This is a genomic window from Megasphaera cerevisiae DSM 20462 (genome assembly GCF_001045675.1).
In the GTDB taxonomy this organism is placed as follows: Bacteria; Bacillota; Negativicutes; order Veillonellales; family Megasphaeraceae; genus Megasphaera; species Megasphaera cerevisiae.
Genome location: NZ_LEKT01000005.1, coordinates 38,364 through 62,780, shown reverse-complemented (window position 1 = coordinate 62,780; position 24,417 = coordinate 38,364). Strand labels below are relative to the sequence as shown.

Annotated in this window: 21 protein-coding genes and 1 tRNA gene; 9 read left to right on the top strand and 13 right to left on the bottom strand. The window is 42.9% G+C overall.

Annotated features, from left to right (window positions below; genetic code table 11):
- The first annotated feature begins 93 nt into the window (after positions 1-93).
- Positions 94-1,593 (top strand): sodium/proline symporter PutP, encoded by a 1,500-nt coding sequence (gene putP, locus AB840_RS02650; protein WP_072061733.1) that lies wholly within the window; start codon positions 94-96, stop codon positions 1,591-1,593.
- Between the two features lie 87 nt (positions 1,594-1,680).
- Here putP and hpf read toward each other — a convergent pair whose 3' ends face one another.
- The 8 genes from hpf to dnaG all read right to left on the bottom strand — a co-directional run bounded on the left by hpf (position 1,681) and on the right by dnaG (position 9,444).
- Entirely contained in the window at positions 1,681-2,205 is a 525-nt protein-coding gene (gene hpf, locus AB840_RS02645) for a ribosome hibernation-promoting factor, HPF/YfiA family (protein ID WP_048513281.1), read from the bottom strand.
- A gap of 164 nt (positions 2,206-2,369) precedes the next feature.
- Positions 2,370-3,017 carry a thiamine phosphate synthase gene (gene thiE, locus AB840_RS02640; protein WP_048513280.1) on the bottom strand — a complete coding sequence of 216 codons (648 nt, stop codon included), beginning with the start codon at positions 3,015-3,017 and terminating at the stop codon, positions 2,370-2,372.
- A gap of 65 nt (positions 3,018-3,082) precedes the next feature.
- Entirely contained in the window at positions 3,083-4,207 is a 1,125-nt protein-coding gene (locus AB840_RS02635) for a Nif3-like dinuclear metal center hexameric protein (protein ID WP_048513279.1), read from the bottom strand.
- Positions 4,192-4,881 (bottom strand): tRNA (adenine(22)-N(1))-methyltransferase, encoded by a 690-nt coding sequence (locus tag AB840_RS02630; protein ID WP_048513278.1) that lies wholly within the window; start codon positions 4,879-4,881, stop codon positions 4,192-4,194. Before AB840_RS02630 ends, AB840_RS02635 begins: the two co-directional genes overlap by 16 nt.
- A 271-nt stretch (positions 4,882-5,152) precedes the next feature.
- Positions 5,153-5,794: a porin gene (locus tag AB840_RS02625; RefSeq protein ID WP_053078126.1), complete on the bottom strand. Its 642-nt coding sequence runs from the start codon at positions 5,792-5,794 to the stop codon at positions 5,153-5,155.
- Positions 5,795-6,201: 407 nt separating this feature from the next.
- Positions 6,202-6,276, bottom strand: a tRNA-Ile gene (locus AB840_RS02620).
- 75 nt (positions 6,277-6,351) lie between these two features.
- Positions 6,352-7,620: an RNA polymerase sigma factor RpoD gene (gene rpoD, locus AB840_RS02615; protein ID WP_048513277.1), complete on the bottom strand. Its 1,269-nt coding sequence runs from the start codon at positions 7,618-7,620 to the stop codon at positions 6,352-6,354.
- Positions 7,621-7,644: 24 nt separating this feature from the next.
- On the bottom strand, positions 7,645-9,444 hold the full coding sequence (dnaG, locus tag AB840_RS02610) for a DNA primase (protein WP_234984808.1): 1,800 nt from the start codon (positions 9,442-9,444) through the stop codon (positions 7,645-7,647).
- Positions 9,445-9,777: 333 nt separating this feature from the next.
- Here dnaG and AB840_RS02605 point away from each other — a divergent pair, with 333 nt between their 5' ends.
- From AB840_RS02605 to AB840_RS02585, 5 genes are all read left to right on the top strand, one after another.
- Positions 9,778-10,665 carry an RluA family pseudouridine synthase gene (locus AB840_RS02605; RefSeq protein WP_048513276.1) on the top strand — a complete coding sequence of 296 codons (888 nt, stop codon included), beginning with the start codon at positions 9,778-9,780 and terminating at the stop codon, positions 10,663-10,665.
- A 28-nt stretch (positions 10,666-10,693) separates the two neighbouring features.
- Positions 10,694-11,659, top strand: a complete 966-nt coding sequence (gene fba, locus AB840_RS02600; protein WP_048513275.1) for a class II fructose-1,6-bisphosphate aldolase — start codon at positions 10,694-10,696, stop codon at positions 11,657-11,659.
- A gap of 75 nt (positions 11,660-11,734) precedes the next feature.
- A complete protein-coding gene (rpsT, locus tag AB840_RS02595; protein ID WP_048513274.1) occupies positions 11,735-12,001 on the top strand; it encodes a 30S ribosomal protein S20 in 267 nt (88 codons plus the stop codon).
- Between the two features lie 62 nt (positions 12,002-12,063).
- Complete coding sequence (locus AB840_RS02590; protein WP_048513273.1) at positions 12,064-13,404, top strand: MATE family efflux transporter; 1,341 nt, start codon at positions 12,064-12,066, stop codon at positions 13,402-13,404.
- A gap of 45 nt (positions 13,405-13,449) precedes the next feature.
- Positions 13,450-14,682: an aminopeptidase gene (locus AB840_RS02585; protein WP_048513272.1), complete on the top strand. Its 1,233-nt coding sequence runs from the start codon at positions 13,450-13,452 to the stop codon at positions 14,680-14,682.
- Between the two features lie 581 nt (positions 14,683-15,263).
- Here AB840_RS02585 and AB840_RS02580 read toward each other — a convergent pair.
- The 5 genes from AB840_RS02580 to AB840_RS02555 all read right to left on the bottom strand — a co-directional run bounded on the left by AB840_RS02580 (position 15,264) and on the right by AB840_RS02555 (position 20,725).
- Positions 15,264-15,527, bottom strand: a complete 264-nt coding sequence (locus AB840_RS02580; RefSeq protein WP_048513271.1) for a hypothetical protein — start codon at positions 15,525-15,527, stop codon at positions 15,264-15,266.
- A gap of 138 nt (positions 15,528-15,665) precedes the next feature.
- Entirely contained in the window at positions 15,666-16,124 is a 459-nt protein-coding gene (locus AB840_RS02575) for a GNAT family N-acetyltransferase (protein ID WP_048513270.1), read from the bottom strand.
- 27 nt (positions 16,125-16,151) lie between these two features.
- Positions 16,152-17,657 carry an ArnT family glycosyltransferase gene (locus tag AB840_RS02570; protein ID WP_143742696.1) on the bottom strand — a complete coding sequence of 502 codons (1,506 nt, stop codon included), beginning with the start codon at positions 17,655-17,657 and terminating at the stop codon, positions 16,152-16,154.
- Positions 17,654-18,616: an NAD-dependent epimerase/dehydratase family protein gene (locus tag AB840_RS02565; RefSeq protein WP_048513269.1), complete on the bottom strand. Its 963-nt coding sequence runs from the start codon at positions 18,614-18,616 to the stop codon at positions 17,654-17,656. Before AB840_RS02565 ends, AB840_RS02570 begins: the two co-directional genes overlap by 4 nt.
- A gap of 696 nt (positions 18,617-19,312) precedes the next feature.
- A complete protein-coding gene (locus AB840_RS02555; protein ID WP_048513267.1) occupies positions 19,313-20,725 on the bottom strand; it encodes a 4Fe-4S binding protein in 1,413 nt (470 codons plus the stop codon).
- 524 nt (positions 20,726-21,249) lie between these two features.
- On the opposite strand from AB840_RS02555, the gene AB840_RS02550 reads away from it, so the two are divergent.
- From AB840_RS02550 to AB840_RS02540, 3 genes are all read left to right on the top strand, one after another.
- The gene (locus AB840_RS02550) at positions 21,250-21,660 is read left to right on the top strand and encodes a MarR family winged helix-turn-helix transcriptional regulator (protein WP_048513266.1); all 411 of its coding nucleotides are present in this window, start codon (positions 21,250-21,252) and stop codon (positions 21,658-21,660) included.
- A gap of 3 nt (positions 21,661-21,663) precedes the next feature.
- On the top strand, positions 21,664-22,917 hold the full coding sequence (locus AB840_RS02545; protein ID WP_072061732.1) for an MFS transporter: 1,254 nt from the start codon (positions 21,664-21,666) through the stop codon (positions 22,915-22,917).
- A gap of 223 nt (positions 22,918-23,140) precedes the next feature.
- Entirely contained in the window at positions 23,141-24,385 is a 1,245-nt protein-coding gene (locus AB840_RS02540; RefSeq protein WP_048513264.1) for a M20 metallopeptidase family protein, read from the top strand.
- Positions 24,386-24,417 lie beyond the last annotated feature (32 nt).

Below are 24,417 nucleotides of genomic sequence, written 5' to 3'. Positions count from 1 at the left end.
AGAACATCGCTATCTTATTTGTTATATTTAATATACAAACATAACAAAGGTATAATGATATTTTTATTCTGAAAATAGAAGGAGGAATTTTTTATGGTGCAATCTGATATCGCCGTATTGATAGCTTTTGCCATTTATCTGCTGGCCATGCTTTCTATCGGCGTATATTATTCCCGCTCGCAGCAGCGTTTGAGCGATTATATTTTAGGAGGACGCAGCCTCGGTCCGTGGATCACATCCATGAGTGCCGAAGCTTCTGATATGAGCGGATGGATGCTGATGGGAGTGCCGGGGCTTGCCTACTCGACGGGTGTTTCAGCGTCTTGGATAGCAATCGGCATCGCTATCGGCACATATTTAAATTGGCATTTTGTTTCTCAGCGTCTGCGCAATTATACGGAAATAGCCAACAACAGTCTTACGATGCCGGATTATTTGAAAAACCGGTTTCATGATGATCAAAACCTGATCCGCATTATTTCTGCCATTTTCATTCTTATTTTTTTTCTTATTTATACCTCTTCTGGCTTTGTCGCCGGCGGCAAGCTTTTTGAAGCAGTCTTTGGCATATCCTATTTTTCCGCACTGCTTCTCAGCGCCGGTGTCGTCGTCGTGTATACATTCATGGGTGGTTTTATGGCTGTTTGCTGGACGGATTTCATTCAAGGCTGTATGATGTTCCTAGCTATTGTCTTAGTCCCTGTTGTCGGCATGGCCGCCGTCGGAGGCCCTGGTGAGGTCGCAGCAAGAATTGCCGCGTCTTCACCGCAATTATTTGATATGATACCCGATACCAGCGCCACAGGAGTAATCGCCATTATTTCCGCATTGGCATGGGGAGTGGGTTATTTTGGCCAGCCACATATCCTAGTCCGTTTTATGGCCATTGGCAACCCTGATGAATTAGTAAAATCCAAGCATATCGCAATGACATGGGTCATTATTTCGCTTGCCGCTGCCGTCCTTGTCGGTCTTGTCGGCAAAATAGTTGTTACAACCCCGCTTACCGGGGCAGATACAGAAAAAGTATTTTTGATCATGAGCCAGCAGTTATTCCCGCCTTTTGCGACAGGTCTTATTTTATCCGCTGTCCTTGCTGCTATCATGAGTACTGCCTCGTCCCAGCTTTTAGTCACAGCCTCAGCAATTTCCAAGGACTTTTACCATACCTTCGTGCGAAAAAACGCCAGTGACCGCGAGCTAATACATGTCAGCAGGCTGACAGTTCTGGTCGTAGCCGCTTTGGCCATCGTATTGGCGCTGAATCCTGATAGCTACATTCTTACCATGGTGTCATATGCCTGGGCCGGATTTGGCGCTGCTTTCGGCCCAACAATCCTCTTATCTCTGTATTGGAAACGGATGACCAAAAATGGTGCACTGGCAGGCATCATTGTCGGTGGTATGACGGTCCTGATCTGGAAACAATTTGCCTGGTTCGGGCTGTATGAAATCGTACCAGGTTTTCTTTTTTCCCTGCTGGCTATTTATATTGTCAGTAAACTTGGCAAGGAACCCAGTCCTGAAATTCAAAATGAATTTCAGCATGCCATTCAATTAAAATCTCAAATCAGCGTCTTGAAGAACAAATAAGCAATGCGCAATTCGTTAACTTGAAAAGGCTGCCGTGAATTTCCACGACAGCCTTTTTACTGCATTATACCCAGTTACTGATATAGCTCAATATTCCGGTTCAATAAGCCCGTATTGGCCATGTTTCCGTTTATACACAACATTGATTGTATCCGTTTCCGCATTGAGAAAAACGAAAAAATCATGTCCCACAAGATTCATCTGCAATATGGCTTCTTCCACATCCATCGGCCGCGCAGCAAATTTTTTCACTCGGGCAATTTCAAATTTCTCTTCCGGCTCTGCCGAATCATTAACAAGAGCAGCATTAAACGAACTGTCTTTCATGCGCCGGGCAATCTTTGTTTTATATTTATGGATCTGGCGAACCATTTTATCATACACCAAATCAATGGCCGCATACATATCCTGATTGGCCTCGACTCCGCGAAGAACAACGCCATCAACCTTTAATGTAATTTCTGCAACCTTACGGTCTTTTTCTACAGACAGCAAGGCTTGCACGCCCACTTCATTATCAAAGTACTTGGTTACTTTCTTTTCACGTTTCAGCACATAGTCTTTTAAAGCGGTTGTAATTTCTAAGTTTTTTCCTCTGACGATTGTTGCCATAAAACATCCCTTCCTTTCGTGAGGGAGTTCTACCGGAGAAATGTATGGCCCCATCTCCTGCAGTCTCTTCCCTTATTCTTATATAATTCAACAGCGAAAAGGAGAAATCCTTCTGAAAATATCCAACTTGTAAAAATATTTTCTCTACTTGTAAATTTAAAAAATTATGCATCCTGCACTGCCTGACGCAAATCACTTACTGCCTTGGCAATATCCGGCTGAGAAATAACAGCGCTAATCATGGCAAACGAACGAAATCCTTCTTGATATAAACCACTGATATTTTGAAGACTGATACCGCCAATTGTCACTACAGGAAGCTCAAATTGCAAAGCAAAGTTTCTGGCTTCTGATGAAACAACAGCATCCGCATCTTTCTTTGACTGGGTAGGAAACATAGGCCCAAAGCCAATATAGTCAGCTCCGTCCAAGAGAGCCCCTTCCATTTCATCTGTCGTATTGGTTGAAACACCGACAAATATATCCTGTCCGGCCAAGTCTTTTACAATTTGAACCGGCGCATCGTCCTGCCCGACATGAACGCCGTCAGCATGGCAAATAATCGCTAAATCAGCCGAATCATTCATGATGAAAGTAACATTATTTTCATGACATAGCTTAGAAATAGCTGTCGCTTCGGCATATTTTTCCCGCCATGTTTTGTGTTTTTCACGATATTGAATAATTTTCACGCCAGCTTTGATCAAAGCTCGGGCTATATCCAGGTTTTTCCGTCCTAATGACAATTCTTCTCCCATAATAGCATAAATCGGATCTTCCATGAGCCGTTTCAAATGCTCTTCTTTTGTCATACTCATTCCTCTTTTCTTCGATATCATCATTTCTGCCTTTTTCTTCTTCCAGTTCTCACATGAGTTTATATACAATGATCAAACATATCCTTGCTTGTCGGGTCTTCTATCCATTCGATACCCCAGCCGCAGGCCCGATCCCTTTTTTCAAAATATTTCTTTAACGCCTGTACCACCGGGAACTCCGTCCCGAAATGACTGCCGTCGGCAATAATAAGTCCCAGTTTCACCGCGTTCTGCGCATCATGATATTTGACATCACCAGTCAAATACAGCTGCGCCCCTGCCTTTTTAGCCAGCTGCATAAACCCAGCACCACCACCGCCTAAAAGCGCAATCTTGCTTACAAGGGTATCCATATTTCCGGCATAAGGAAGAACCTTTAAATGCAGCGCCTCTTTTATTTTTTTCAATACCTGCATCGCCGGTTCTGGTGTCGGCCACAGACCAATACGCCCCATAGCGCATACATGTCCCCTGATTGCCAATGGATACACATCATATGCCGGTTCTTCATACGGATGTGCCTTTAACACTTCCCCCAGTGTTTCTGACAATCTGCTTTGCGGCACAATTGTTTCAACACGCAGTTCTGCTGTTTTTTCCAATGATCCAACAGTACCGACGAACGGATGTGTACCTTCATGAGCCTTAAATCTGCCGATACCGTGTGCCGTAAAGGAGCAATCACTATACTTTCCGATATAACCTGCTCCGCCCTTATGCAAAGCCTTGCGCACTGCCTCTCCATAGCCGCCGCGCGGCACATAGACCACAATTTTAAAAAGCTTATCTTCTTGTACTGGCACCAGCCCTTTAATATCCTCCAGCCCAATCTGACCGGCCAATATATCATTGACACCCCCATCAGCACTGTCCAGCGGTGTATGTGAGCAATACACTGCAATATGATGACTAAGAAGCTTCTGATACATCTGTCCATCATAAGTATCTGTACGTAAGGATTTCAATCCGTCAAAAATAATAGGATGATGACTGATAATCAGATCCGCCTGATGCTCTACAGCATAATCCACCGTGTCCATCATAACATCCAGCGTAATTACTGTTTTGGAAACGGTTTGTTCTGGGTTCCCGATAAGAAGTCCAGGATTATCCCATTTTTCTTTCAAAGTCAGTGGCGCCAGCGCTTCTATTTCACGAACAATTTTCTTTAACTGCACTGCCATTTTCGTTCCTCCCAAGACTTAATTTCATCTTCCAGCACCTGTATTTGCATTGTCATATTCCGGCGGCTCCGGCGCAAACCTTCAAGAATATGCTGCTTTCTTCGAATGATCTTATCAATAAGATCAGATAATAATGCCGCTTTTTCTGCCCAATTGACAGGTCCTACATCATACATCCACAGCGGCAGAAGCTCCCTTTGACCTGGTACAGCCCGAAGGACCTCATAAAGCCGGCCATCTTCCCGTACCAGCTCTTCTGCATCGATATGCCATCCTGACTCATATAAAAAACGCCGCACAGAACCACATCCGCTCATAGGCTGCAGAACAAGAAATTGCAAACTGTTCCATACCGATCCCGCTTCTTCAAGAATTCGCTGCATCAAGGGTCCTCCCATACCACAAATGACTACCCCCTCCACTTCATAAGGGGAAAGACAATGCAAGCCATCACTGAGACGGCAGTCAATATGGTTCTGCAGCCCTGCCGCACGCACATGCGCCTGAGCTGCCCGCAAGGGACCTGCAGCAATATCGGCGGCCACAGCCTGGGGACAGATACCGGATTCACATAAATATACGGGTATATATCCATGATCAGTACCTATATCGGCAATGCATTTCCCTATCGGAACAAGATCTGCTGCAGCACCAAGACGGCCTGTCAAATTCATTTCACCACTCCTGACATATCCATAAATATCTTACTATTTTCATCAGTGTACCTGCTAAAAAATACACTCTTTATTTCTATAATTTAAGTTATATTATAGCGTGATTACTGCGTATGTACAATACTTGCACAAGAAAAATACCGACAGTCTCTCATGAAAAAAACTCCCTTCGGACAACAAGTTGTTGATTTCACTTGTCCGTCCAAAAAGGGAGTTTGTACGAATTCTCTGCAGCCGCATTATTGGCAGATATCCATAGCTTTATATCGTTTTAAAGTCCGCCAAAACGATACGACAGGCCGCCAACAAAGCCTTTATAAGAAATATTATGGTCATTCCCGTCCCCATCCGTGCCTGCCTTTGTATTGATGTACCGATAGCCAGCATTAATATCTAAATCCTTTGTCACATTGTAGCCAAGACCGGCTTCCCAAATTGTCGTCTGTTCTGTGCCAACCGCTACTTTTCCATAGACATCGAGTTTGGGAGCAATGGGAGCTTTGGCAATGACGCCAACTTGGGCGATGTTGTTTGTTTTGCTGAATCCGCCGCCAAAATCATTGTCAATGCGGTTATAACCGCCGTAAACAGCGACGTTAGGACGGACTGAATATAACACATTGACTTCCTGCTGATTGCCTTTAGTTGCGTTTCCGTCTCCATAGCTGCTTTTTGTCTGCAAATCGGAATAGTTATACTGAACAGCTACCTTATCAGAGACACCGTAGGTTACCCCACCGGTAAAATTCCATTTAGTATCATCAGAATGATCACTCATGGACGCTTTGGCGTTGAATGCGCCAGCATCAATTTGAACTTCTCCATTCTGAAATTCGGTCTGCGGTGCTGCAAAAGCCGCACCAGCTGCACCAACGGTAAAAATCGTCATAAGACATGCTAATTTCTTTTTCATTGTTACCACCCTTTCTTTTTTGGTATGCCTATAGTATATCATAAAAAACAGAGAGGACAATACACTGATACCAGGTGTGACAGAACTGTGAAGTTTTTGTAATAAACCGAGCTGGAAGCTGGTCATAAATACGCAAGCTTAATAGAGCGCCAGAATGTGTCTGTCATAAAGCAGGCGAGAATATGTGTTTAGTACGAGCATATTATTCAATAGTTATTACACTTAGCTTGCCAATTCGTCTCCAAATAAAAAATACAGCGAACGAAAGATTGATATATTTCAAACTTTCATTCGCCGTATTATTATCTTCGCAGATTATATCGAAATTCAACATAAGTACCACGAATCTTTACCGCCACCAGCAACTCCTGTACGACTAAGATTGCCTGGTTCGGATGAGTACGATGTGGTGGGCCTACTAGGATTCGAACCTAGGACCAACCGGTTATGAGCCGGTGGCTCTACCACTGAGCTATAGGCCCAAAAAGCAGGTAAGGCCTGAGAAACCCTACCTGCCTATTATACGCAAATCTCTTGTATCAGTCAAGGCCTAATTATCAGAGAAAATCTTTAATTTTTTCCCGTTTTCCCCAATTGCGCAGCTTACTCAACGCTTTTCCTTCAATTTGACGAATGCGTTCACGGGTAACGTTAAAATGCTGTCCCACTTCTTCCAACGTACGGGGACGGCCATCTTTTAAACCAAATCGCAAGTAGAGGACCTTTCGTTCTCTGTCAGTCAAACAGGAAAATACATCTTCTATCTGCTCTTTCAGCAGAATAAAAGAAGCCGCATCATCCGGCGCAATGGCTTCCTGATCTTCAATAAAGTCACCTAAATGAGAGTCTTCTTCTTCACCGATTGGGGTTTCCAAAGATACCGGCTCTTGTGCGATTTTCATAATTTCCCGAACTCGTTCGACAGGAATATCCATCTTTTCGGCAATTTCTTCCGGCAGTGGTTCCCGTCCTTTATCCTGCAGCAGCTGGCGGGAAATCCGGATAAGCTTGTTGATTGTTTCAACCATATGCACCGGGATGCGAATGGTACGAGCCTGATCCGCAATAGCGCGGGTAATGGCCTGCCGAATCCACCACGTAGCATACGTGCTAAATTTATATCCTTTAGTGTAGTCAAACTTGTCTACTGCCTTTAAAAGACCTAGATTGCCTTCTTGAATCAGATCCAGAAAGAGCATGCCCCGACCGACGTAACGTTTGGCAATACTGACAACAAGACGCAGATTCGCATCCGTCAGTTTTTTCTTGGCAATCCCCCCCGCCGTAATGTCATCTTCTACCGCATCTTCTGCATTTCCTCGTTCAATGGCTTTCGCCAACGATATTTCTTCATCAGCAGATAACAGCGGCACCCTGCCTATTTCCTTCAAATACATCCGCACAGGATCATCTATATTGATTCCTTCCGGTACACTCAAGTCCACATTACGCAAATCAGGTACTTCTTCGCTTTCTTCTTCATCCAATTCCTCATGATCATTGACATTGTCCTCTTCGCCGATAATATCAATTCCCTTATCAGCAAATACTTCATACATTTTGTCTATCTGATCTGGCGTCAGCTCATCCTCTTCCATGACATTCATAATTTCCGCATACGTCAGACTGCCCTTTTTCTGTCCAGTCTGAAGCAGCTGCTTGATATGCTGCAAAGCCAGTTCCTGACGTTCTTTTTCAGACAGCTGCTTTGCCGGTTCCTTTTTCCTTGACGCCTTGTGTTTCGCCGTACGTTTTGTTATATTTTTTCTTTTATTTTCTTTTGCTACCAATGTATCCCCCAACGTGTCCATCGTTTTTTTCACCATGATGTGCATGCTCCTTTCTGCTCCCTAAGACCATTGCTTCATTTCTTCGTTTATTTTTTTGCATGCTGCCAGCTCTTCAATGACCTGCGGATCATTTTTCCGGCTGTATTCGGCAGCCCGCTTGCTGTGTTCTAAATACTGTTTTTGCAGTTCAGCCAGTCGGAAACGCTTGACATAATCCATCAAAACCGTTTCATCCATTGGGACATCCTGCAAAACCATAATTCTTGCTATTTCTTCGGCCTCCCCGGGAGTTAAATTTTCCTGGATGTCAGCTTTCGTGTACATCCCGTGGTGTGTATACATATCCAATATGACCTGATATATTCTGCGCCGCCTTTCATCCATAAAAAATGCAACATCAATTTTCTGCTGGATACGCCCGCAGGATGCAGGTTTTTCCAAGATAAATCTTAAAATATTTTCTTCTGCTACCGCCATAGACCCACTGCCCCGCGCTGCCGCGTTTTCATGAGAAACAGCGGTGGAAATTACCACCTGCTGCTGTCCTGATTCTGGGTGCTTATCCACATATTTATTGAATTCGCTGCGAACGGCATTCTCATCAATCTGCAGATTCTGTGCCATTTTCTTCAAAAAAGCTTCCAGAACCACACGATTATCTACAGCTGCCAACACGGGCAAAACCGTTGCCGTAACGGATGATTTTCCCTCCAAAGTCGTACTATCATACTGGCTCATGGCTGTCTGCAGCATATAATCCAAAACATGGGGGGCCGCGCTAACGGCCTCGCGAAATTTTTCGGGTCCGGCACTATTAATATATTCATCCGGATCCTTCCCCTGCGGCAGAGACACGACACGAACTTTGAGACCCATACCGCGCACGATTTCCATCGCCCGCAGTGTTGCCTGGCGTCCCGCTCCATCCATATCGTATGCCAAGACTAACTCTTTGGCCTGACGCTGTACAAGCCTGGCCTGTTCCGGCGTAAAGGCAGTTCCCAGTGAGGCCACTACATTGCGGACACCTTTATTATGAGCGGATACGACGTCCATATACCCTTCGACAAGAATTGCCCGGCCTTCCTCGTACATCGCTTTATGAGCCAAATCCATGGCAAATAAAATTCGCCGCTTATTAAATATAGGAGTATCCGGCGAATTCAGGTATTTGGGCTTACTATCATCCAGTACTCGACCGCCAAATCCGATAATCCGACTCCGTCCGTCGCGAATAGGAAACATCACCCGCCCCCGGAAGGCATCATAAAAGCGTCCATTTTTCTCCTTAGCCAGACCCAGTGTAACCAAATCACGGCCGGAGATACCCTTTTTAATAAACGCATCGGTCAGTTTATTCCATTCATTGGGAGCAAACCCAAGTTTAAACTCCCGTATAGTTTCATCTGTAACATACCGGCGGTGAAAATAGTCAAGTCCCGATGCCCCATAACGGGTTTGTACCAGACAATTATGAAAGAAATTTCCAGCCATTTCATTAATTTCATAAAGATGCTGCGTCAAACGCTCCTGCTCTATTTCCCGAGCAGATTTTTCCATCACCGGAAGGACAATATGCGCTCGTTCTGCCAAACGTGCCACTGCATCTGCAAAAGAAATATTTTCCTTCAGCATAATGAATTTAAAGACATCTCCCGATGCATGACAGCCAAAGCAATAAAAAAAGCCTTTATCTGCAGCAACACTAAAGGAAGCGGTTTTTTCATTATGAAAAGGGCAGCAGGCCCAAAAATTGCGTCCCCGCCGTTTTAGAACAACATACTCCGATATGACACTGACAATGTCATTGGCCTGACGCACCTCTTCAATAAATTCATTGGAAAACCTCTTCACGCCCATCACCTGTATTCTAAAATTACTTGACGATTATAATATTCTCTATATACCCTTCAAATTCCTTCTTTTATGGCACAACTGATATAGCAATATGGCCATGATATTCACGTATATATGCTGTACTCTTTCAAATATACATAACGACTTTTATAATAATATATTCAATAGTATCCCGTCAACTACCTTTTATTTTTTCTGTTCTATGACTTTATTGCGGCATATGGCTCTTTGATCAGTCATGGGCTGAAAAACAGCCCACGTAGGCAGAAAAATATATGGATTTATTTGTATCTGTTATGTATAATAAGGTATAGAATAATGATAAAGGATATATAAATGATTCATTTTACAGTTGGATTCATTACTAAACCGACCTCCTTTCTTGGAGCCTTACGTCATTTCGGTGTTTCATCTTCACTGCGCCGCCGCATCAAACATGCCGGGCAGTGTACAATCAACGGCCGGCCGGCATCGACAAGAGATTTTGTTCAGACCGGGGATGTCCTCCGAGTCGAACTTCCTGAAAAAAATTCTTTTACTCCTGAACCGATTGATTTTTCAATTGCTTATGAGGATGACTATCTTTTGGTCATCGACAAACCGGCAGGACTGCTCATGCATCCCACTTCCGGCGCACACGACGGCACACTTGCCAACGGTGTTGCTTACTATTACCAGCAAACGGGACAGCACTGTTCCTATCATCCGATGCACCGACTGGACAGAAATACGTCAGGGTTGTGCATGATCGCTAAAGAACCGCAAATCCAATCTTCTTTTGATAAAAACGATTACGGATACAAGCGATTATATCTCGCCTGCACCGAGGGCCGATTTCCCAGCCCCTCGGTTTCTGTCCATTTTCCTATTGGACGCTGTCCTGACAGTATTATTAAACGTCAGGTTTTGCTGACGGGAAAGGCCGCATGGTCTGATTTTACCTGTCTTGCAGCCGGCGCATCATACAGTCTGGTTCAGGTTTGCCTGCATACAGGCAGAACACATCAAATCCGGGTACACGCCAGTTATTTAGGCTATCCGTTGGTAGGAGATGATTTATACGGAGGCTCACGACTTCTGATGAATCGTCAAGCCTTACATGCGTATTGCGTGCAGTTTATACATCCCATGACTCATCAGTTTATTACGATTAATTCCCATTTACCTGCTGACATGGCAGCTCTTGTCCGGCAGGCCGGATGGAATTATATACTAACTCTATAATTTCAATAATTATTAGGAGGAATGTCAAATGCCATTAATTGGAACTACAGAAATGTTTAAAAAAGCGTATGAAGGAAAATACGCTATCGGCGCTTTCAACATTAACAACATGGAAATTGTTCAGGGCGTAACGGAGGCAGCAGCCGAGCTGAACTCCCCTATTATTCTTCAGGCTTCAGCCGGTGCCAGAAAATACGCCAAACCAGCCTACTTGAAGCATCTTCTGGAAGCTGCCTTGGAAGTACACGATCTTCCCGTTGCGCTGCATCTTGACCATGGCGCAGATTTTGAAACCTGCAAAGATTGCATTGACGATGGCTTTACATCCGTTATGATAGACGGCTCCAAACATTCCTTTGAAGATAATATCGCCCTGACAAAAAAAGTCGTCGAATATGCTCACGCGCACGGCGTTGTCGTAGAAGGTGAATTAGGCCAGCTGGCCGGTATTGAAGACGATGTCAAGGTGGCCGCACACGAAGCCTCCTATACCCGTCCGGAAGAAGTGGAAGAATTTGTTGGCCGTACCGGTGTCGATTCGTTGGCTATCGCTATCGGGACAAGTCATGGTGCTTACAAATTCACGCCAGCACAATGTACCCGCAACAAACAGGGCGTGCTGGTTCCCCCCACACTCCGCTTTGACATTTTAGAAGAAGTTTCCAAACGACTTCCCATGTTCCCGATCGTACTGCACGGCGCCTCTTCCGTTGTTCCCGAATACGTAAAAATTATCAATGCCAACGGCGGTAAATTAGCCGATGCGATTGGTATTCCTGAAGATCAGCTCCGCAAAGCAGCCTCTATGTCCGTATGCAAAATCAATATTGATTCCGATTTGCGGCTTGGCTTGACAGCCGGTGTACGCCAGCATCTGTTCGCTCATCCAGATCATTTTGACCCGCGCCAGTATTTGACGGACGGACGGCAGTGCGTTCATGACATTGTCGCACACAAAATCGAATATGTACTCGGTTCTGCTGGCAAGGCTTAATTTATCTATTGATTTTTCACGTGTCCTATGATAAAATATTTATTAGTGTTCTTGTAATTTAGGGAGGTGAACCAATTGCCGCAAATTAAATCAAATATCAAAACGATGGTCAAAGACGCAGCTCGTCACGAAGCCAATTCCAAAGTAAAATCTTCCGTACATACCGCGATTCGCCGTACAACAGAAGCAATCACAGCCGGTGACGCTGAAGCTGTTAAAAAAGCATTTGATAAAGCCAGCAGTGTAATCGATACTGCCGCTCAAAAGGGCGTTATTCATAAAAATAGTGCTGCTCGCAAAAAATCCCGCTTGGCTGCTAAAGTCAATGCCTTGGAAAAATAATCTAAATGCCGACCAAGCCCCGCTTTTAACGGGGCTTGTTTTCGTATTAAAAAGGAGGCTGTATGCATTTCCCCCAGTTATATCAACTCAGGCATTTTCTTATTCTGTTTGCTCCTCTTCTGCTGACTCAAATAGCACAAGTCGGAACCAGTGTATTCAGCAGTATTTTCAGCGGACAGGCCGGTACCGTCGACTTAGCAGGTGTGGCTGTTGCTGTTAATATCTGGTATCCGGTTTTTGCCGGTGTATGCGGGATTTTTTTTGGAATTTCTCCCATTATTGCCCAGCTGCGCGGCGCCAAAAAAGCAAAACGAATTCCCACGCAGATCATGCAGGGATTGTATATTTCTATATTTTTCACAATTATCACCTTGACGCTCGGCTACGCATTGTTGATTCCTTTTCTAAATATAATGAATCTGGAACCTGCCGTATATGCGATTGCCAAACAATATCTTATTGCGCTGTCCTTCGGCATTCTCCCCATTTTCATGCAGGCTACGATGCGCTATGTTGTGGACGCGCATGGCCTGACTCATATCTCCATGGCAATTCTCATAACGAATCTGATTATTACACTATGCTTATTCCGGCTTTTAGTTTTTGGCGGCTTGGGAATTGCGCCTATGGGCGGAGTTGGCACAGGATATGCGATCATGATTGCTTCATGGGTTTCTTTTTTTATTTTTGTCATTATTCTGCAATGTAAAAAACCGTTTCGATCCTATCATTTATGGACGACTTTTCGGCCTGTCAGCTGGATTCATTGCCTGCACCAGCTGCGGCTGGGCATTCCTATTTTCATTGCTGTATTTTGTGAAACGAGCCTCTTTAGTATCGTCAGTCTTCTTATGTCTGAATTCGGAACACTTTATCTGGCAACCAATCAAGCTGCCATCAGTTATGCGACGTTAATGTACACCTTTCCGTGGAGTGTCAGTCTGGCAGCGACGATCATTGTCGGTTATGAGGTGGGCGCCAAAAATTATATAGCCGCTCGTCAATATGCGATTCTTTGCCAAATAACCGCATTTGCGATTGCAGTCATCACCTTTACGGCGACTTATATCTTTTTGGATCCTATCAGTGCTGTTTTTACCTCGGATGTACATGCACTGGGGGCAATTCGATGTTTTTTATTATATGCGATGGCTTTTACCTTTTTTGATGCGGCGGGTACTCCTGTCCAGGGCGTGCTGCGAGGCTATAAAGATGTCAAAATCATTACCTACGTCGCGTTCATCACCTATTGGCTCATCAGCGTCCCCATGGGTTATGCGCTCGCTCATATGACTTCCTATGGCCCGTATGGATATTGGCTCGGCTTAATCATCAGTCTGGCCATCAACGCAACGGCTCTTAACTACCGTTTATGGAAACACACGGCATTTCATCATGTATAATATAGTATTATAGTATGAATCTATTATGTATAAGGAGTGACTATTATGGTATCAAATCATACCCTGCAAGCTTATGCAAAGGTACTTTTAAAAAAAGGCCTTAACATACAAAAGGGACAAATTCTCGTCGTAAATACACCTGTTGAAGCCAGTGAATTTACTGCCATTTTGACAAAGGAAGCCTATGAGTATGGTGCTTCTCAAGTCGTATTCAACTGGCGCTGTGATACTACTTCCCGGCTCCGATATGAATACGAAACGATTGCGCAATTTGACACACTGCCAGACTGGCGCCGCGATTTCAGTCTCTATTATTACCACAAGGGTGCCGCATTTCTGAGTCTTATTTCGGCTAATCCATATTTAATGAATGGCATTGACACTAAAAAAATCTTTGCCTGGCAAAAAGCACAAAACACAGCTCTTAAGGAATACATAGATGGCATGATGGCCTCAAAAACAACATGGCTGGTCGCAGCTGTCCCCAGTCGCATCTGGGCCCATCTCCTATATCCAAAGCAAACGGAAGAAGAGGCCTATGAATTATTATGGAAACAAATTATTCATTCGTCTCGTGCAGACGGCTCAGATCCTATGGCAGATTGGGATGCTCATCTAAAAACGCTGCTTGTACGCCGCACTTGGATGACAGAACACCATTTCATCAGTCTTCATTATACAAATTCGCTGGGAACTGATTTAACAATCGGCCTTCCTGAAACACATGTCTGGCAGGGCGGTACAGAAGAAACTGCCAACCACATTCTTTTTAACGCCAATATCCCTACAGAGGAAATTTACTCAGCACCACAGGCAAATAACGTAAATGGCATTGTGTACAATACCAAACCACTTGTCTATAACGGGAATATCATTGATAACTTCAATTTGACATTTAAAGACGGCAAAGTAATAGAAGTACACGCCGAAAAGGGTGAAGATATTCTTCAGCAACTTATCACCATCGACGAAGGCGCTTGCCGCCTTGGCGAAGTTGCCCTGATTCCATATCATTCCCCCATTTCATTATCGAATATTCTGTTTTATGAAACGCTTTTTGATGAAAATGCGTCCTGCCATTTAGCTTTAGGTGCGGCCTATCCGACATGCCTTGAAAACGGCGCCGCCCTTTCCAAAAAAGATGCCGCCAAGGCAGGTATCAACGACTCTATGATTCATGTCGACTTCATGGTCGGTTCAAAAGACCTTGCCATTACCGGCACTACCAAGGATGGTATGCCTGTTCCTATATTTACAAAGGGAGATTGGGTGCAATAGAATTCCGGCTAAAGTCCGCAGAGAAGCATCATGCTCAGCGGACTTTTTTTGATAGCATCAAATTTAATAGCTGCGGCTGAAAACATATTTTTCTATGGCATTTTTTTACAAAAGATATACTTATTCTTGTAATACCAGCATATATATTAAATTTATTCAAATTCATTCAAAACAGCATAAAATAGGGCTTTGTGGATAGTGTCAAGCAATGTTCGCAAAAACCATCAACCTCCGAATGGGATTAAGCAGTCTTTGCTAATTGTAGTTGAAGCTCGGTAATAATTTTAGGATTTTCGGAGTTTTGATGGCTTTTTCCTTTTTTTACTTTTGCGAACTTAATTGTACTCTATCTACAAAGATGCGTATTCTTGATATATTTCATATATTTATCTTTTATAAACCAAATATTTTAAGCAAATCATGATAAAAAAGAAATTGGAAATACAGGACTGTCTTTTTTTCTTATAAAGTCAAAAAAAGCTTCATCTGCTAATAATGCGTATTTGCAGATAAAGCTTTTTATATATGACAGCTTTTCATATGATACAAGAATTTTTTTCAATGGTTCTTTTATTTGTTTATTATTTTGCAATCGCAACCACTGCTGCCACTGCTGCCAAGCCTAATGCCCAATTAATCTTTTTATTGGCGTTATCATCCTTTTTTTCGTCACGATCCCTGTGATCCTTGTCCCAATCATGATGTCGGTTCCGATCATCCCGCTGATCCCAATGGTATGGTGCTCTCGGCCCAGCTGCCTGTATAGCTGCGGTTCCACTGAAAGTGGTAAGCATCAATGCCAATACCAATGTCATTTTAAATATGTTTTTTATGCGTTTCATCATGTGTATCACTCCCTTTAGTTGATACATTTAGTATACGGCGCAAAAGTTACAGTTATGTGACAAAACTATATCAATAAAAGCACAGTTACAAATGACTAAAAAAGATTTATGGTATAATGGATCCCTTATATATTCTTTTTACAGAACCTTTCTCATGTAAAGTACGTCTTTCATAGGATTATCATAGTAGGCATCTATTTCCTCAAAACCAAATTGCTTATATAAATAAATAGCACGCTGCATGGGGTACAGCGTATCAAGAACCATTTCAGTATAGCCATCCTGACGTGCTGCCTCAATAATAGCCGCAATCAGTACCTGTCCAGTATGTTCACAACGATATGCAGGCTGAACATACAGCCGTTTCATCTCACACCGTGTATTCGTGTGACGGTGATAAGCCACACATCCGGCAACGTGACCTTCTTCAGTAACGGCCGCCAGCAGTCTTCCTGCCGGCGGAGCATATTTCCGTTCTAAACAAGCCAATTCTTCCGCCAGTCCTTGAAAAGTTAAATCACGCTGGAGAGATTGTGTATATTCAACAATCAAAGCTTTGATTGCATCTAAATGGTTGGTTCCATCTACTATTTTCATCCCATCGCCCCTTTCCGGTACTAAACATTACAAATGTATTGTATCATATCCGGCAGTACGGCGATAGATATACCATACTCCGCCTTTGCCAATCTGCTGCCATTGTCCTGGTATTTCCTCTAAAAAAACTTTTTTTTCTTTTTCATGGATGACAGCAATTACGGATCCTGATACGGGTATTTCCTCGATAGCTAAAAAAGGCATGACATTTTTAGCGTTCCAACTAATATTTCCTGGCAATACTTCGGGAATATCGGCAGCGGGTTTCAATCTTTTAGCAGCATAGCCGGAATAGTACGCCAATGACACGGGATAACGCCCGCCATAGGTAACAACACAGGAAGTATTGTCTGCCGCAGCCCTTACAATCTGCGCCGCATCCCATGCCGAAGCGTCGCGGCAAGCCGGTATGGCGACCAAAAAAGTCAATGCAGTATATCCGGCAATACTGATTCCGGCAATAACTTGGATGATTTTTTTGTGATCTCTAAGATATACTGCAAATCCAATCGCAATAGGAATCATGTAAGGGAATGTATATGTTACATATTTAGTAGCAACACACTGATAAAAAACAAAGACAACAATCACCCATGAAATCAAAAATTGCAGCCTCATATCCAATGCACTCGGTGCACACACGCGTTGGCATATATACCTGCCTTGATGTAATTTATCCCAAATCCGATATTTCTGTACAGCCAGTGGCAGCGTCAATACCCAAGGGAAAAATCCCATAAAAAATATAATAATATAATAGTACCACACATCATACCGGGGATGCTCCGATACAGTCGCACGCAATATATTATGGACACCGATAAACTGACTGACAAAATTCCCGTCATGCATTATATACATGGGAATATACCATAAACCGGTACTGATGGTAAATAAGCATAATCCCGTCAGAAGCTTCATATGCAGTAACGCCTTCATATCACGCCGCCAAATCAAAAACAGCAAAATAATAAGCCCGGGTTGTACCAATCCGACAGGTCCCTTTGTCAGAACAGAAATACCGGCGCAGGCATAGGCAATATAATAAAAATACGTTTTCTTTTCACTATAAGCCAGATAAAAAGAAATAAGAGTCGCTGAAAAAGTAACAAATAATGTCATATCCGTAATAACCGCTTTGGAAATATAAAAGTATTCCAATGAGGTAATCAGTATCAAGGCTGTTACAAAAGCTGTTTTTTTATCATAAATGCGTCCTGTAAAGAAATAGGCCAAAAAGATTCCCGCGACACCAAATAAAGCAGGAAAAAAACGCGCAGCAAATTCGGTCATGCCAAACATGGAAAAAGCCGCGATCAATTCCCAATAAAAGAAAATGGGTTTATCATACCAATAATTTCCAAAAATCCGTGGTGAAATATAATCACCAGCTGCCAGCATTTCCTTGGCAGTAAGCGTATAGTTTGATTCTACCGGATCGGTAATCAAAAGCTGATTATTACCAATAAAACAAATCCATAAAGAGATTGCAAGCAGTATCAAAAGATAGTTGTATTTTTTCCATATATTCATAGATCGCCACCATATTGGGATGCAGTTTCAAGCTGCGAAATATCTAAAAAATATTGATAGGTTCTAGCCAAACCATTTTCAAGCGTCATATACGGATGCCATGACAGCAGCTGATGTGCCTTTTCATTTGATAAAACAGATCGGTAAATATCACCGCTGCGACTTTCCTTATATACGGGAGTCAAGGTCTGCCCAGATATATGACGTAGTATATTCAAAATTTCACAAAGCGTGACTTCCTGACCGGTGCTCAAATTATACACTTCATTGACATGTTTAGTTTGAAGAGCCGCAACAATCCCATTGACAATATCACCAACATAAATATAATCCCGAGACTGTGAACCATCTCCATATATATAAATAGGCAAGTTATTTGCTGTTTTTTTAGCAAATATATTAATTACCCCTCCTTCATCATCAACCTCTGCCCGTTCACCATATACATTGGCAAAACGAAAAATGATATACTCTAAGCCAAAAATTTGATGGTATAATTCAAAATAAGCTTCTGCAGTCATCTTGCTCAGTCCGTAGAAAGATAAAGGCTGCCGTGAATGCAGCTCTTCAAGCGGAAGATCCTGAATCGGCGGATCACCGTAAACCGCAGCCGTAGATGCAAAAATAACGCGTTTGACACCGTATTTTTTAGCACATTCCAAGATGTTGACAGTCCCCATAATATTGGAACCGGCATCTTTCCTCGGATTTTCAATAGATATATCGACGCGGGTTTGCGCTGCTAAATGGATAATGCAGTCAAACGCACCTCTTTCTATTATTTCTGATATAGCCGAGCTTTTGATATCTAACATAACAAACCCTGCTTTTTCAGGAACATTACTGCGAAGGCCATGCCTCAAATCATCGATTACGATAACGGTATGCCCCAAAGATATTAATTTATAAACAAGATGAGAACCAATAAAACCGGCTCCACCAGTAACAGCTATACGCATTTCCACCCTTCTTTCTCTGCCGTGTATGCTTCTGGCAGTACATTATATATGTATCATGTCTGAAATCAGTATACGAACTAAACTTAAACAAAAATTTAACAAACCAGAAAGGATACGTAAAAATCCATAAACTCTCTGTATCTGCACGGATACAGCACAGATCGTATATAAAACCATTCACATACAATAAATAGTCAGCGTTTGCTTCTATCTGGCAAATTCGTCCTGGGCATTGACAATGCCGCCAGAGCGCTGCATGTAACGCTGCTCACTTGGTCTTGCCAAATCATGGAATTAGAAGCAATAACGTACTTGATTTGGAAAAAATATTCCCTCCCCCATCCAAATCAGCTTCTTTATTTCCGGATAGCGTACGAAAACAATTATGATACAATTCAAATAAAAAAAGCTCCTCTTTTGTTACAAATGATAATTAATATTACATTTGTAACAAAAGAGAAGCTTTTTATAAATAATTTATATATAGTACTTCTGTATTTCATGATAGAATATATTTTTTCGATTTTTTAAAATATTTGTTAAAAAATTAAACTAGTACATCAAAAAAAATGCGGGCGTCCGGCCATAACGTTCTACATAGCCGCATGAGAAACAATATATAATGTGTTCAAATTCCCCGTGATGAACCGCACAGGACGCAGCAAAATCGTTTCAAAATCTAAAAACAGGAATACATTATTTTTTTCTCGACGCTATTTGCTCAGTAAAGGCTTCGACCGTAATCGCGGTCGGAGTTGCCGGGCAATGATATTGACAAGCACCGCAGCCGATACAGTCACTGCTATCTACTTGCGGTAACCAGCGGCTTTCTTTAGGTATCAGTTGAATCGCTTTAGTCGGACAATGCCGGGCACATATGCCGCACGCTATTCCCTCCTGAATGATCAGGCAATGGAATGGATAGTATACCGCACGGCCGATTTTAAGATGCTGCTTCTCTGGCAAAGCTATGGGCCGTATCGCGCCGGTCGGGCACACTTGACTGCACAGATTACACGTATACACGCATTCTCCCTCCGAAAAATCGAGATGCGGCTGAAATACCCCAAAACCGTGATAGGAAATAAGCTTTGAAGTAAGCACTTTCCCGGGACAACGTCCAACACAAAGATGGCAGGCTGTACATCGCTGGGCAAAGTGTACAAGTAACATAGCACCTGGCGGCATGACCGCACTGCCTTTAGAAGCAGCAGGAATGATGGCAGCTCCTGCCGGCAGATAGTGCTTGGAAAGAGCAATAGCTGCCGTTCCCAAGGCAACGACGGACAAAATAATCATTTCTCGGCGGCTCATGGCCGGTTCCGCAACATCCACGTGTGATGATACTACCTGATACGAAAAACGTGACGTCCATACTATTGCCTTCTGCGGACAAACAGTCAGACAATTCATACAGTCGACACAGCGGCTCATATCCACAGTTTGCATCTCCATATCAATACAAGAGGCCCGGCAGATTTTTTCACATCGGCCACAGCGAATACATTTGCGGGAATGAAAGATCAGGCGAAATTTACTGAATCGGCTGATAGACCCCAAGATAGTCCCAACAGGACAAATCGTATTGCAATAGAGCCGGCCATATTTCCAGGAAAGAATCCCTATTCCAGCAATATAGGCAGCAGACAGAATAAACGCTGCCGTTCCCTGCCACAAATTTTTATGGGCTGACAGCATATACATGACACCTGATTCTCCAGATCCTGTTGAACTGACTGCCGCTTGCTGCCAAAAAGGCACTAGCATATGGATCACCATTCGTCCGTAAATGCTGTAAGGATCAAGAAGGCTTGTATATCGCAGATATATCTTTTCTTGTCGATAAAAAAACGGACGGCGGATTTTATGACCATGCGCAGCAAGCCAAAGAACACCATCCTGCCATATGCCCAGCGGACAGAGAACAGAACAATACACTCTTCCAAACAGGAGCGTTACTGCAGCGATGCCTATTAGCACTATACCGTTTGCAGCCAATAGTGCCGGAAAAAATTGCATTGTATTTAGTACCGGTGCCGTGATTCCCAAAAAAGAACCGGTTATGACCAGCATCACAATCCCGGCAGTCACACTCCGTGCCAATCTCATTCCCTAATTCCTTCTTTCTATCATTATGAACGCATATTTTCAAACCATTAATCAGTATCGTACTTCAATATTTTTTTTACTAGTATAGACCATATATAATGATAAAGAAAATATACGTTTTATCTTATTATAATCAAATTTTCTTATGAATTCTCAAATAAAAGATACAATGCATATTATTTTACCACGTACATTGACAAATTCAGGTCAAGAACCTGTCATTTTTTTGTCAAACAGACAGTCTCTCTCTACTGCTTGAATACACGCCGGCACATATCTGCATGCATATCAATTTTGCATTTGATACTACTGTAATACTTTGATTCGGCTTAAAGTCAATATCTTTTGGCGATTCTTTCAGAATATTTTATATAAAAAATAATATTCTGCATTTTTATATTTCGTTTAGTGCATCTTTTAATAATTTTTCACTTGCCTTTTAAAGAGGGAATGCTATAATAAGCGAAGAATAGTTAAGTCGATTAACTATTCTTCGCTTATTATAGTTGACAGGGAGTGCTTGTATGTATCCTTTATTTCAGGAACTATCTTTCGCCACACGCCGCATGATCAGTGCCACCAACACCGTCTTGCGGCCTTACGGGATTACCTATTCTCAATGGGTCTTTATCGTGTATCTGTCACATCACCGGCAGACCTCGCTGGCCCCGATTGCCAGCTACTACCAAATTGAAAGACCTGCTGTCACGGCAATCAAAAACATGTTTCTGCAACGTCGCTGGATTCAGGAGAAGACAGGACAAGACCGGCGGGAACGTATTATCTCTCTCACCAAACAGGGAACTGATACCTTTGCTGAAATTAATGTAAAAATTCGTGCTATGGAACATCAATTTCTTGCCTCACTAACTACTAAAGAACAGACAGACCTGCAAAAGCTGTTGTATACACTCAATCAAAAGGAGATCCTCTGATGAATGACAAGCTTTGGACAAAAAATTTTATTATCGATATTCTTATCAATTTTTTATTATACGTTATTTTTTACCAGCTTATGCTGTGGTCCACAAAATTCGCTATCATCACTTGGCACGCTTCCATCAGTAAAGCAGGCTTCCATCAGTAAAGCAGGCTTGGCTTCTGGTATTTTTATCATAGGTGCCTTGTCGGCTCGCGTTATTACCGGACATGTTATTGACGTCATGGGTAGAAAGCGGCTGCTGCTGGCAGGAGCCGGCCTATATCTGGTTATCCTGCCTTTATATTTTACAGTTTCTTCCCTGACCGGATTTTTTTTAATCCGATGCCTGCATGGAGCTGCCTACGGCATCACCGCAACGGCGGCCAGTACCATTATTGGGGTGATTGTCCCGGCACAGCGGCGTGGCGAAGGTATTGGCTATTATGCACTGGGCAATACGCTGGCTTCAGCGATTGGCCCTTTTTTAGGCATCACGTTGTGCAACAGCGGCAATTATTTTTTAAACCTTTATGTCTGCCTGTGTCTTGCGGTGGTCACATTTCTTTTGTCCGTCGCAATCCATGCACCGGAACACACCTGCACATATGCAGAAAAAACCGCATTGAAACAAATCCGCATCGACAGTTTTTTATCCATACGAACCCTTCCTATCTCATTTATATCTTTGCTGTGCGGTATCGGTTATTCCACTGTTCTCAGCTTTATCGGTGCCTACACGGATACCTTGGGACTTCTTATAGCCGGCAGTCTTTTTTTTCTGACCTACGCCGTTACCTCTTGTTTCAGCCGTCCTCTGATTGGGTGTTTTATGGATCATCACGGCGGTGACGTCGTCATGTACCCTACGCTGTTAATCATGGCATTATGTATGACTACGCTGGGACTCGCCTCCACTAATGCCGTCTTTGCGTTTGGCGGTATCCTGCTCGGGCTCAGCTACAGCACGATCTCATCGGCAGGACAAGCACTGGCGATTCATGGAATACCAGAACAGCAAATCGGCCTGGCTACCTCTACATTTTTTATTTTTTTAGATTTAGGAGTCGGAATCGGGCCATATCTTTTAGGTTTCCTGGTTCCGGCTTACGGCTTTTCCAGTGTTTACTTTTCCGCCGCTTTTATTGCCTTCGTCAGTCTTCCGCTCTATTATCTTCTCATTGGGAAAAGCGGCGTCTTTTCTTACAAACAAATGAACGCCGTACGCCATCAAGAACAGAATAAGCATACCACCTGGTCCATTCAAAAATAACTGATATCGCATACATTTGTTATCATAGCCATTATCGTTTTCTATACACGCTTCTTCAGAAGTCCCTCTTTTTAGTAACCAGTATCGAAAACAGGGACGCTATATCATAGATAGAATCGAAATATCCCGTATTCTATTATTGAATTTATTTGACGATATATGTATAGCATTCTATAATAAGAGTGATCTAAAAAAGTGTAGTATATATAGGGGGACAATAATAATGAACATAAAAAAATATGTTGAAGCAGAAGTTCCGCGGCTGATTGAACTGCGACGCCATTTTCATGAATATCCGGAACCATCACAACAGGAATTCAAGACAATGGAATTTATTGAAAATATATTGAAGGAACTGCAAATTCCTAATATCAGAGTACCACGTGGCGGTATTCTGGGAACCATCGACAGCGGCAAGCCGGGATTCACTGTGCTGATGCGTGCGGATATGGATGCCCTGCCAATAAAAGAAGATCCAGTCAATTTATCCAAGCCCAAGATCTGTGTATCCAAAAATGACGGGTATTCTCATGCCTGCGGACACGACGGGCATATGTCCATGCTGCTGACAGAGGGAAAAATTCTGGCTGAACACACGGATGAATGGGAAGGAAAAGTCATTCTTATGTTTGAGGAGGCTGAAGAATTTGGAGAACGTGGCGGCGGTCATTTACTTCAATATTTAGCAGACCACGCAATTCATATTGATGCCTGCTTCAGTACCCACGTACGTTGGGACATTCCTGTCGGTAAACTTGCGATTCTCGACGGGGGAGTCATGTCCGGCGCCTTTTTCTTCCGCACTAAAATCAATGGCAAGGGTGGGCATGGTTCCCGTCCGGATTTATCAGTGAATCCTATTGATGCTTTTCTCGCTTTTTCAACAGCGCTGCAATCTTTCCGCATGCGTGCTGTATCGCCAGATCATTGCCTTACTTATTCCTTTGGCTGTATACAAGCTGGCCATGAACCCAATATTATTCCGTCTGATATGATGTTTGCTGGCTCCTGCCGTTTTTTTAACGATGCAGATGGTCAATTATTCCGTGAAAAATTCCATCAGATATTGAAAAATGAATGTGCCAATTTCGGCTGCACATCAGAAATGATAGAAGAACAATATTTTACAGTAACAACAAATGATATAACTTGTGCGAAATTAGCAAGAGAAGCGGTTTCAGCGTCCCTTGGGCCTGAAGCGTTATACCAAACAGAACCCTGGATGGCTTCCGAAACCTTTGCGCTGACGTTAGCCCGGTATCCCGGTATTTTAGCGTTTACAGGCATTATGGATCCCGAAATAGGCAGCGGCGCCAATCATCATAATGCCAAATTTGATATCGGTGAAAAAGGCCTGACGACCGGTGTAGAAGGCGCTTTAGCTTATGTACTGTCCCTGCTGAAAGAAAAGCCAGATTTTTCTTACTTCCATCCAGCTGATTTGGCAACAATGTTAAAATTCATGTAATATACATATTTAAATCCTGTAATATGTAAAAA

Coding starts and splice junctions, on each gene's coding strand:
- putP (WP_072061733.1), top strand. CDS start 94: ATGGTGCAATCTGATATCGCCGTATTGATAGCTTTTGCCATTTATCTG.
- hpf (WP_048513281.1), bottom strand. CDS start 2,205: ATGGCAACAATCGTCAGAGGAAAAAACTTAGAAATTACAACCGCTTTA.
- thiE (WP_048513280.1), bottom strand. CDS start 3,017: ATGACAAAAGAAGAGCATTTGAAACGGCTCATGGAAGATCCGATTTAT.
- AB840_RS02635 (WP_048513279.1), bottom strand. CDS start 4,207: ATGGCAGTGCAGTTAAAGAAAATTGTTCGTGAAATAGAAGCGCTGGCG.
- AB840_RS02630 (WP_048513278.1), bottom strand. CDS start 4,881: ATGAATTTGACAGGCCGTCTTGGTGCTGCAGCAGATCTTGTTCCGATA.
- AB840_RS02625 (WP_053078126.1), bottom strand. CDS start 5,794: ATGAAAAAGAAATTAGCATGTCTTATGACGATTTTTACCGTTGGTGCA.
- rpoD (WP_048513277.1), bottom strand. CDS start 7,620: ATGGTGAAAAAAACGATGGACACGTTGGGGGATACATTGGTAGCAAAA.
- dnaG (WP_234984808.1), bottom strand. CDS start 9,444: ATGGGCGTGAAGAGGTTTTCCAATGAATTTATTGAAGAGGTGCGTCAG.
- AB840_RS02605 (WP_048513276.1), top strand. CDS start 9,778: ATGATTCATTTTACAGTTGGATTCATTACTAAACCGACCTCCTTTCTT.
- fba (WP_048513275.1), top strand. CDS start 10,694: ATGCCATTAATTGGAACTACAGAAATGTTTAAAAAAGCGTATGAAGGA.
- AB840_RS02590 (WP_048513273.1), top strand. CDS start 12,064: ATGCATTTCCCCCAGTTATATCAACTCAGGCATTTTCTTATTCTGTTT.
- AB840_RS02585 (WP_048513272.1), top strand. CDS start 13,450: ATGGTATCAAATCATACCCTGCAAGCTTATGCAAAGGTACTTTTAAAA.
- AB840_RS02580 (WP_048513271.1), bottom strand. CDS start 15,527: ATGATGAAACGCATAAAAAACATATTTAAAATGACATTGGTATTGGCA.
- AB840_RS02575 (WP_048513270.1), bottom strand. CDS start 16,124: ATGAAAATAGTAGATGGAACCAACCATTTAGATGCAATCAAAGCTTTG.
- AB840_RS02570 (WP_143742696.1), bottom strand. CDS start 17,657: ATGAATATATGGAAAAAATACAACTATCTTTTGATACTGCTTGCAATC.
- AB840_RS02565 (WP_048513269.1), bottom strand. CDS start 18,616: ATGCGTATAGCTGTTACTGGTGGAGCCGGTTTTATTGGTTCTCATCTT.
- AB840_RS02555 (WP_048513267.1), bottom strand. CDS start 20,725: ATGAGATTGGCACGGAGTGTGACTGCCGGGATTGTGATGCTGGTCATA.
- AB840_RS02550 (WP_048513266.1), top strand. CDS start 21,250: ATGTATCCTTTATTTCAGGAACTATCTTTCGCCACACGCCGCATGATC.
- AB840_RS02545 (WP_072061732.1), top strand. CDS start 21,664: ATGACAAGCTTTGGACAAAAAATTTTATTATCGATATTCTTATCAATT.
- AB840_RS02540 (WP_048513264.1), top strand. CDS start 23,141: ATGAACATAAAAAAATATGTTGAAGCAGAAGTTCCGCGGCTGATTGAA.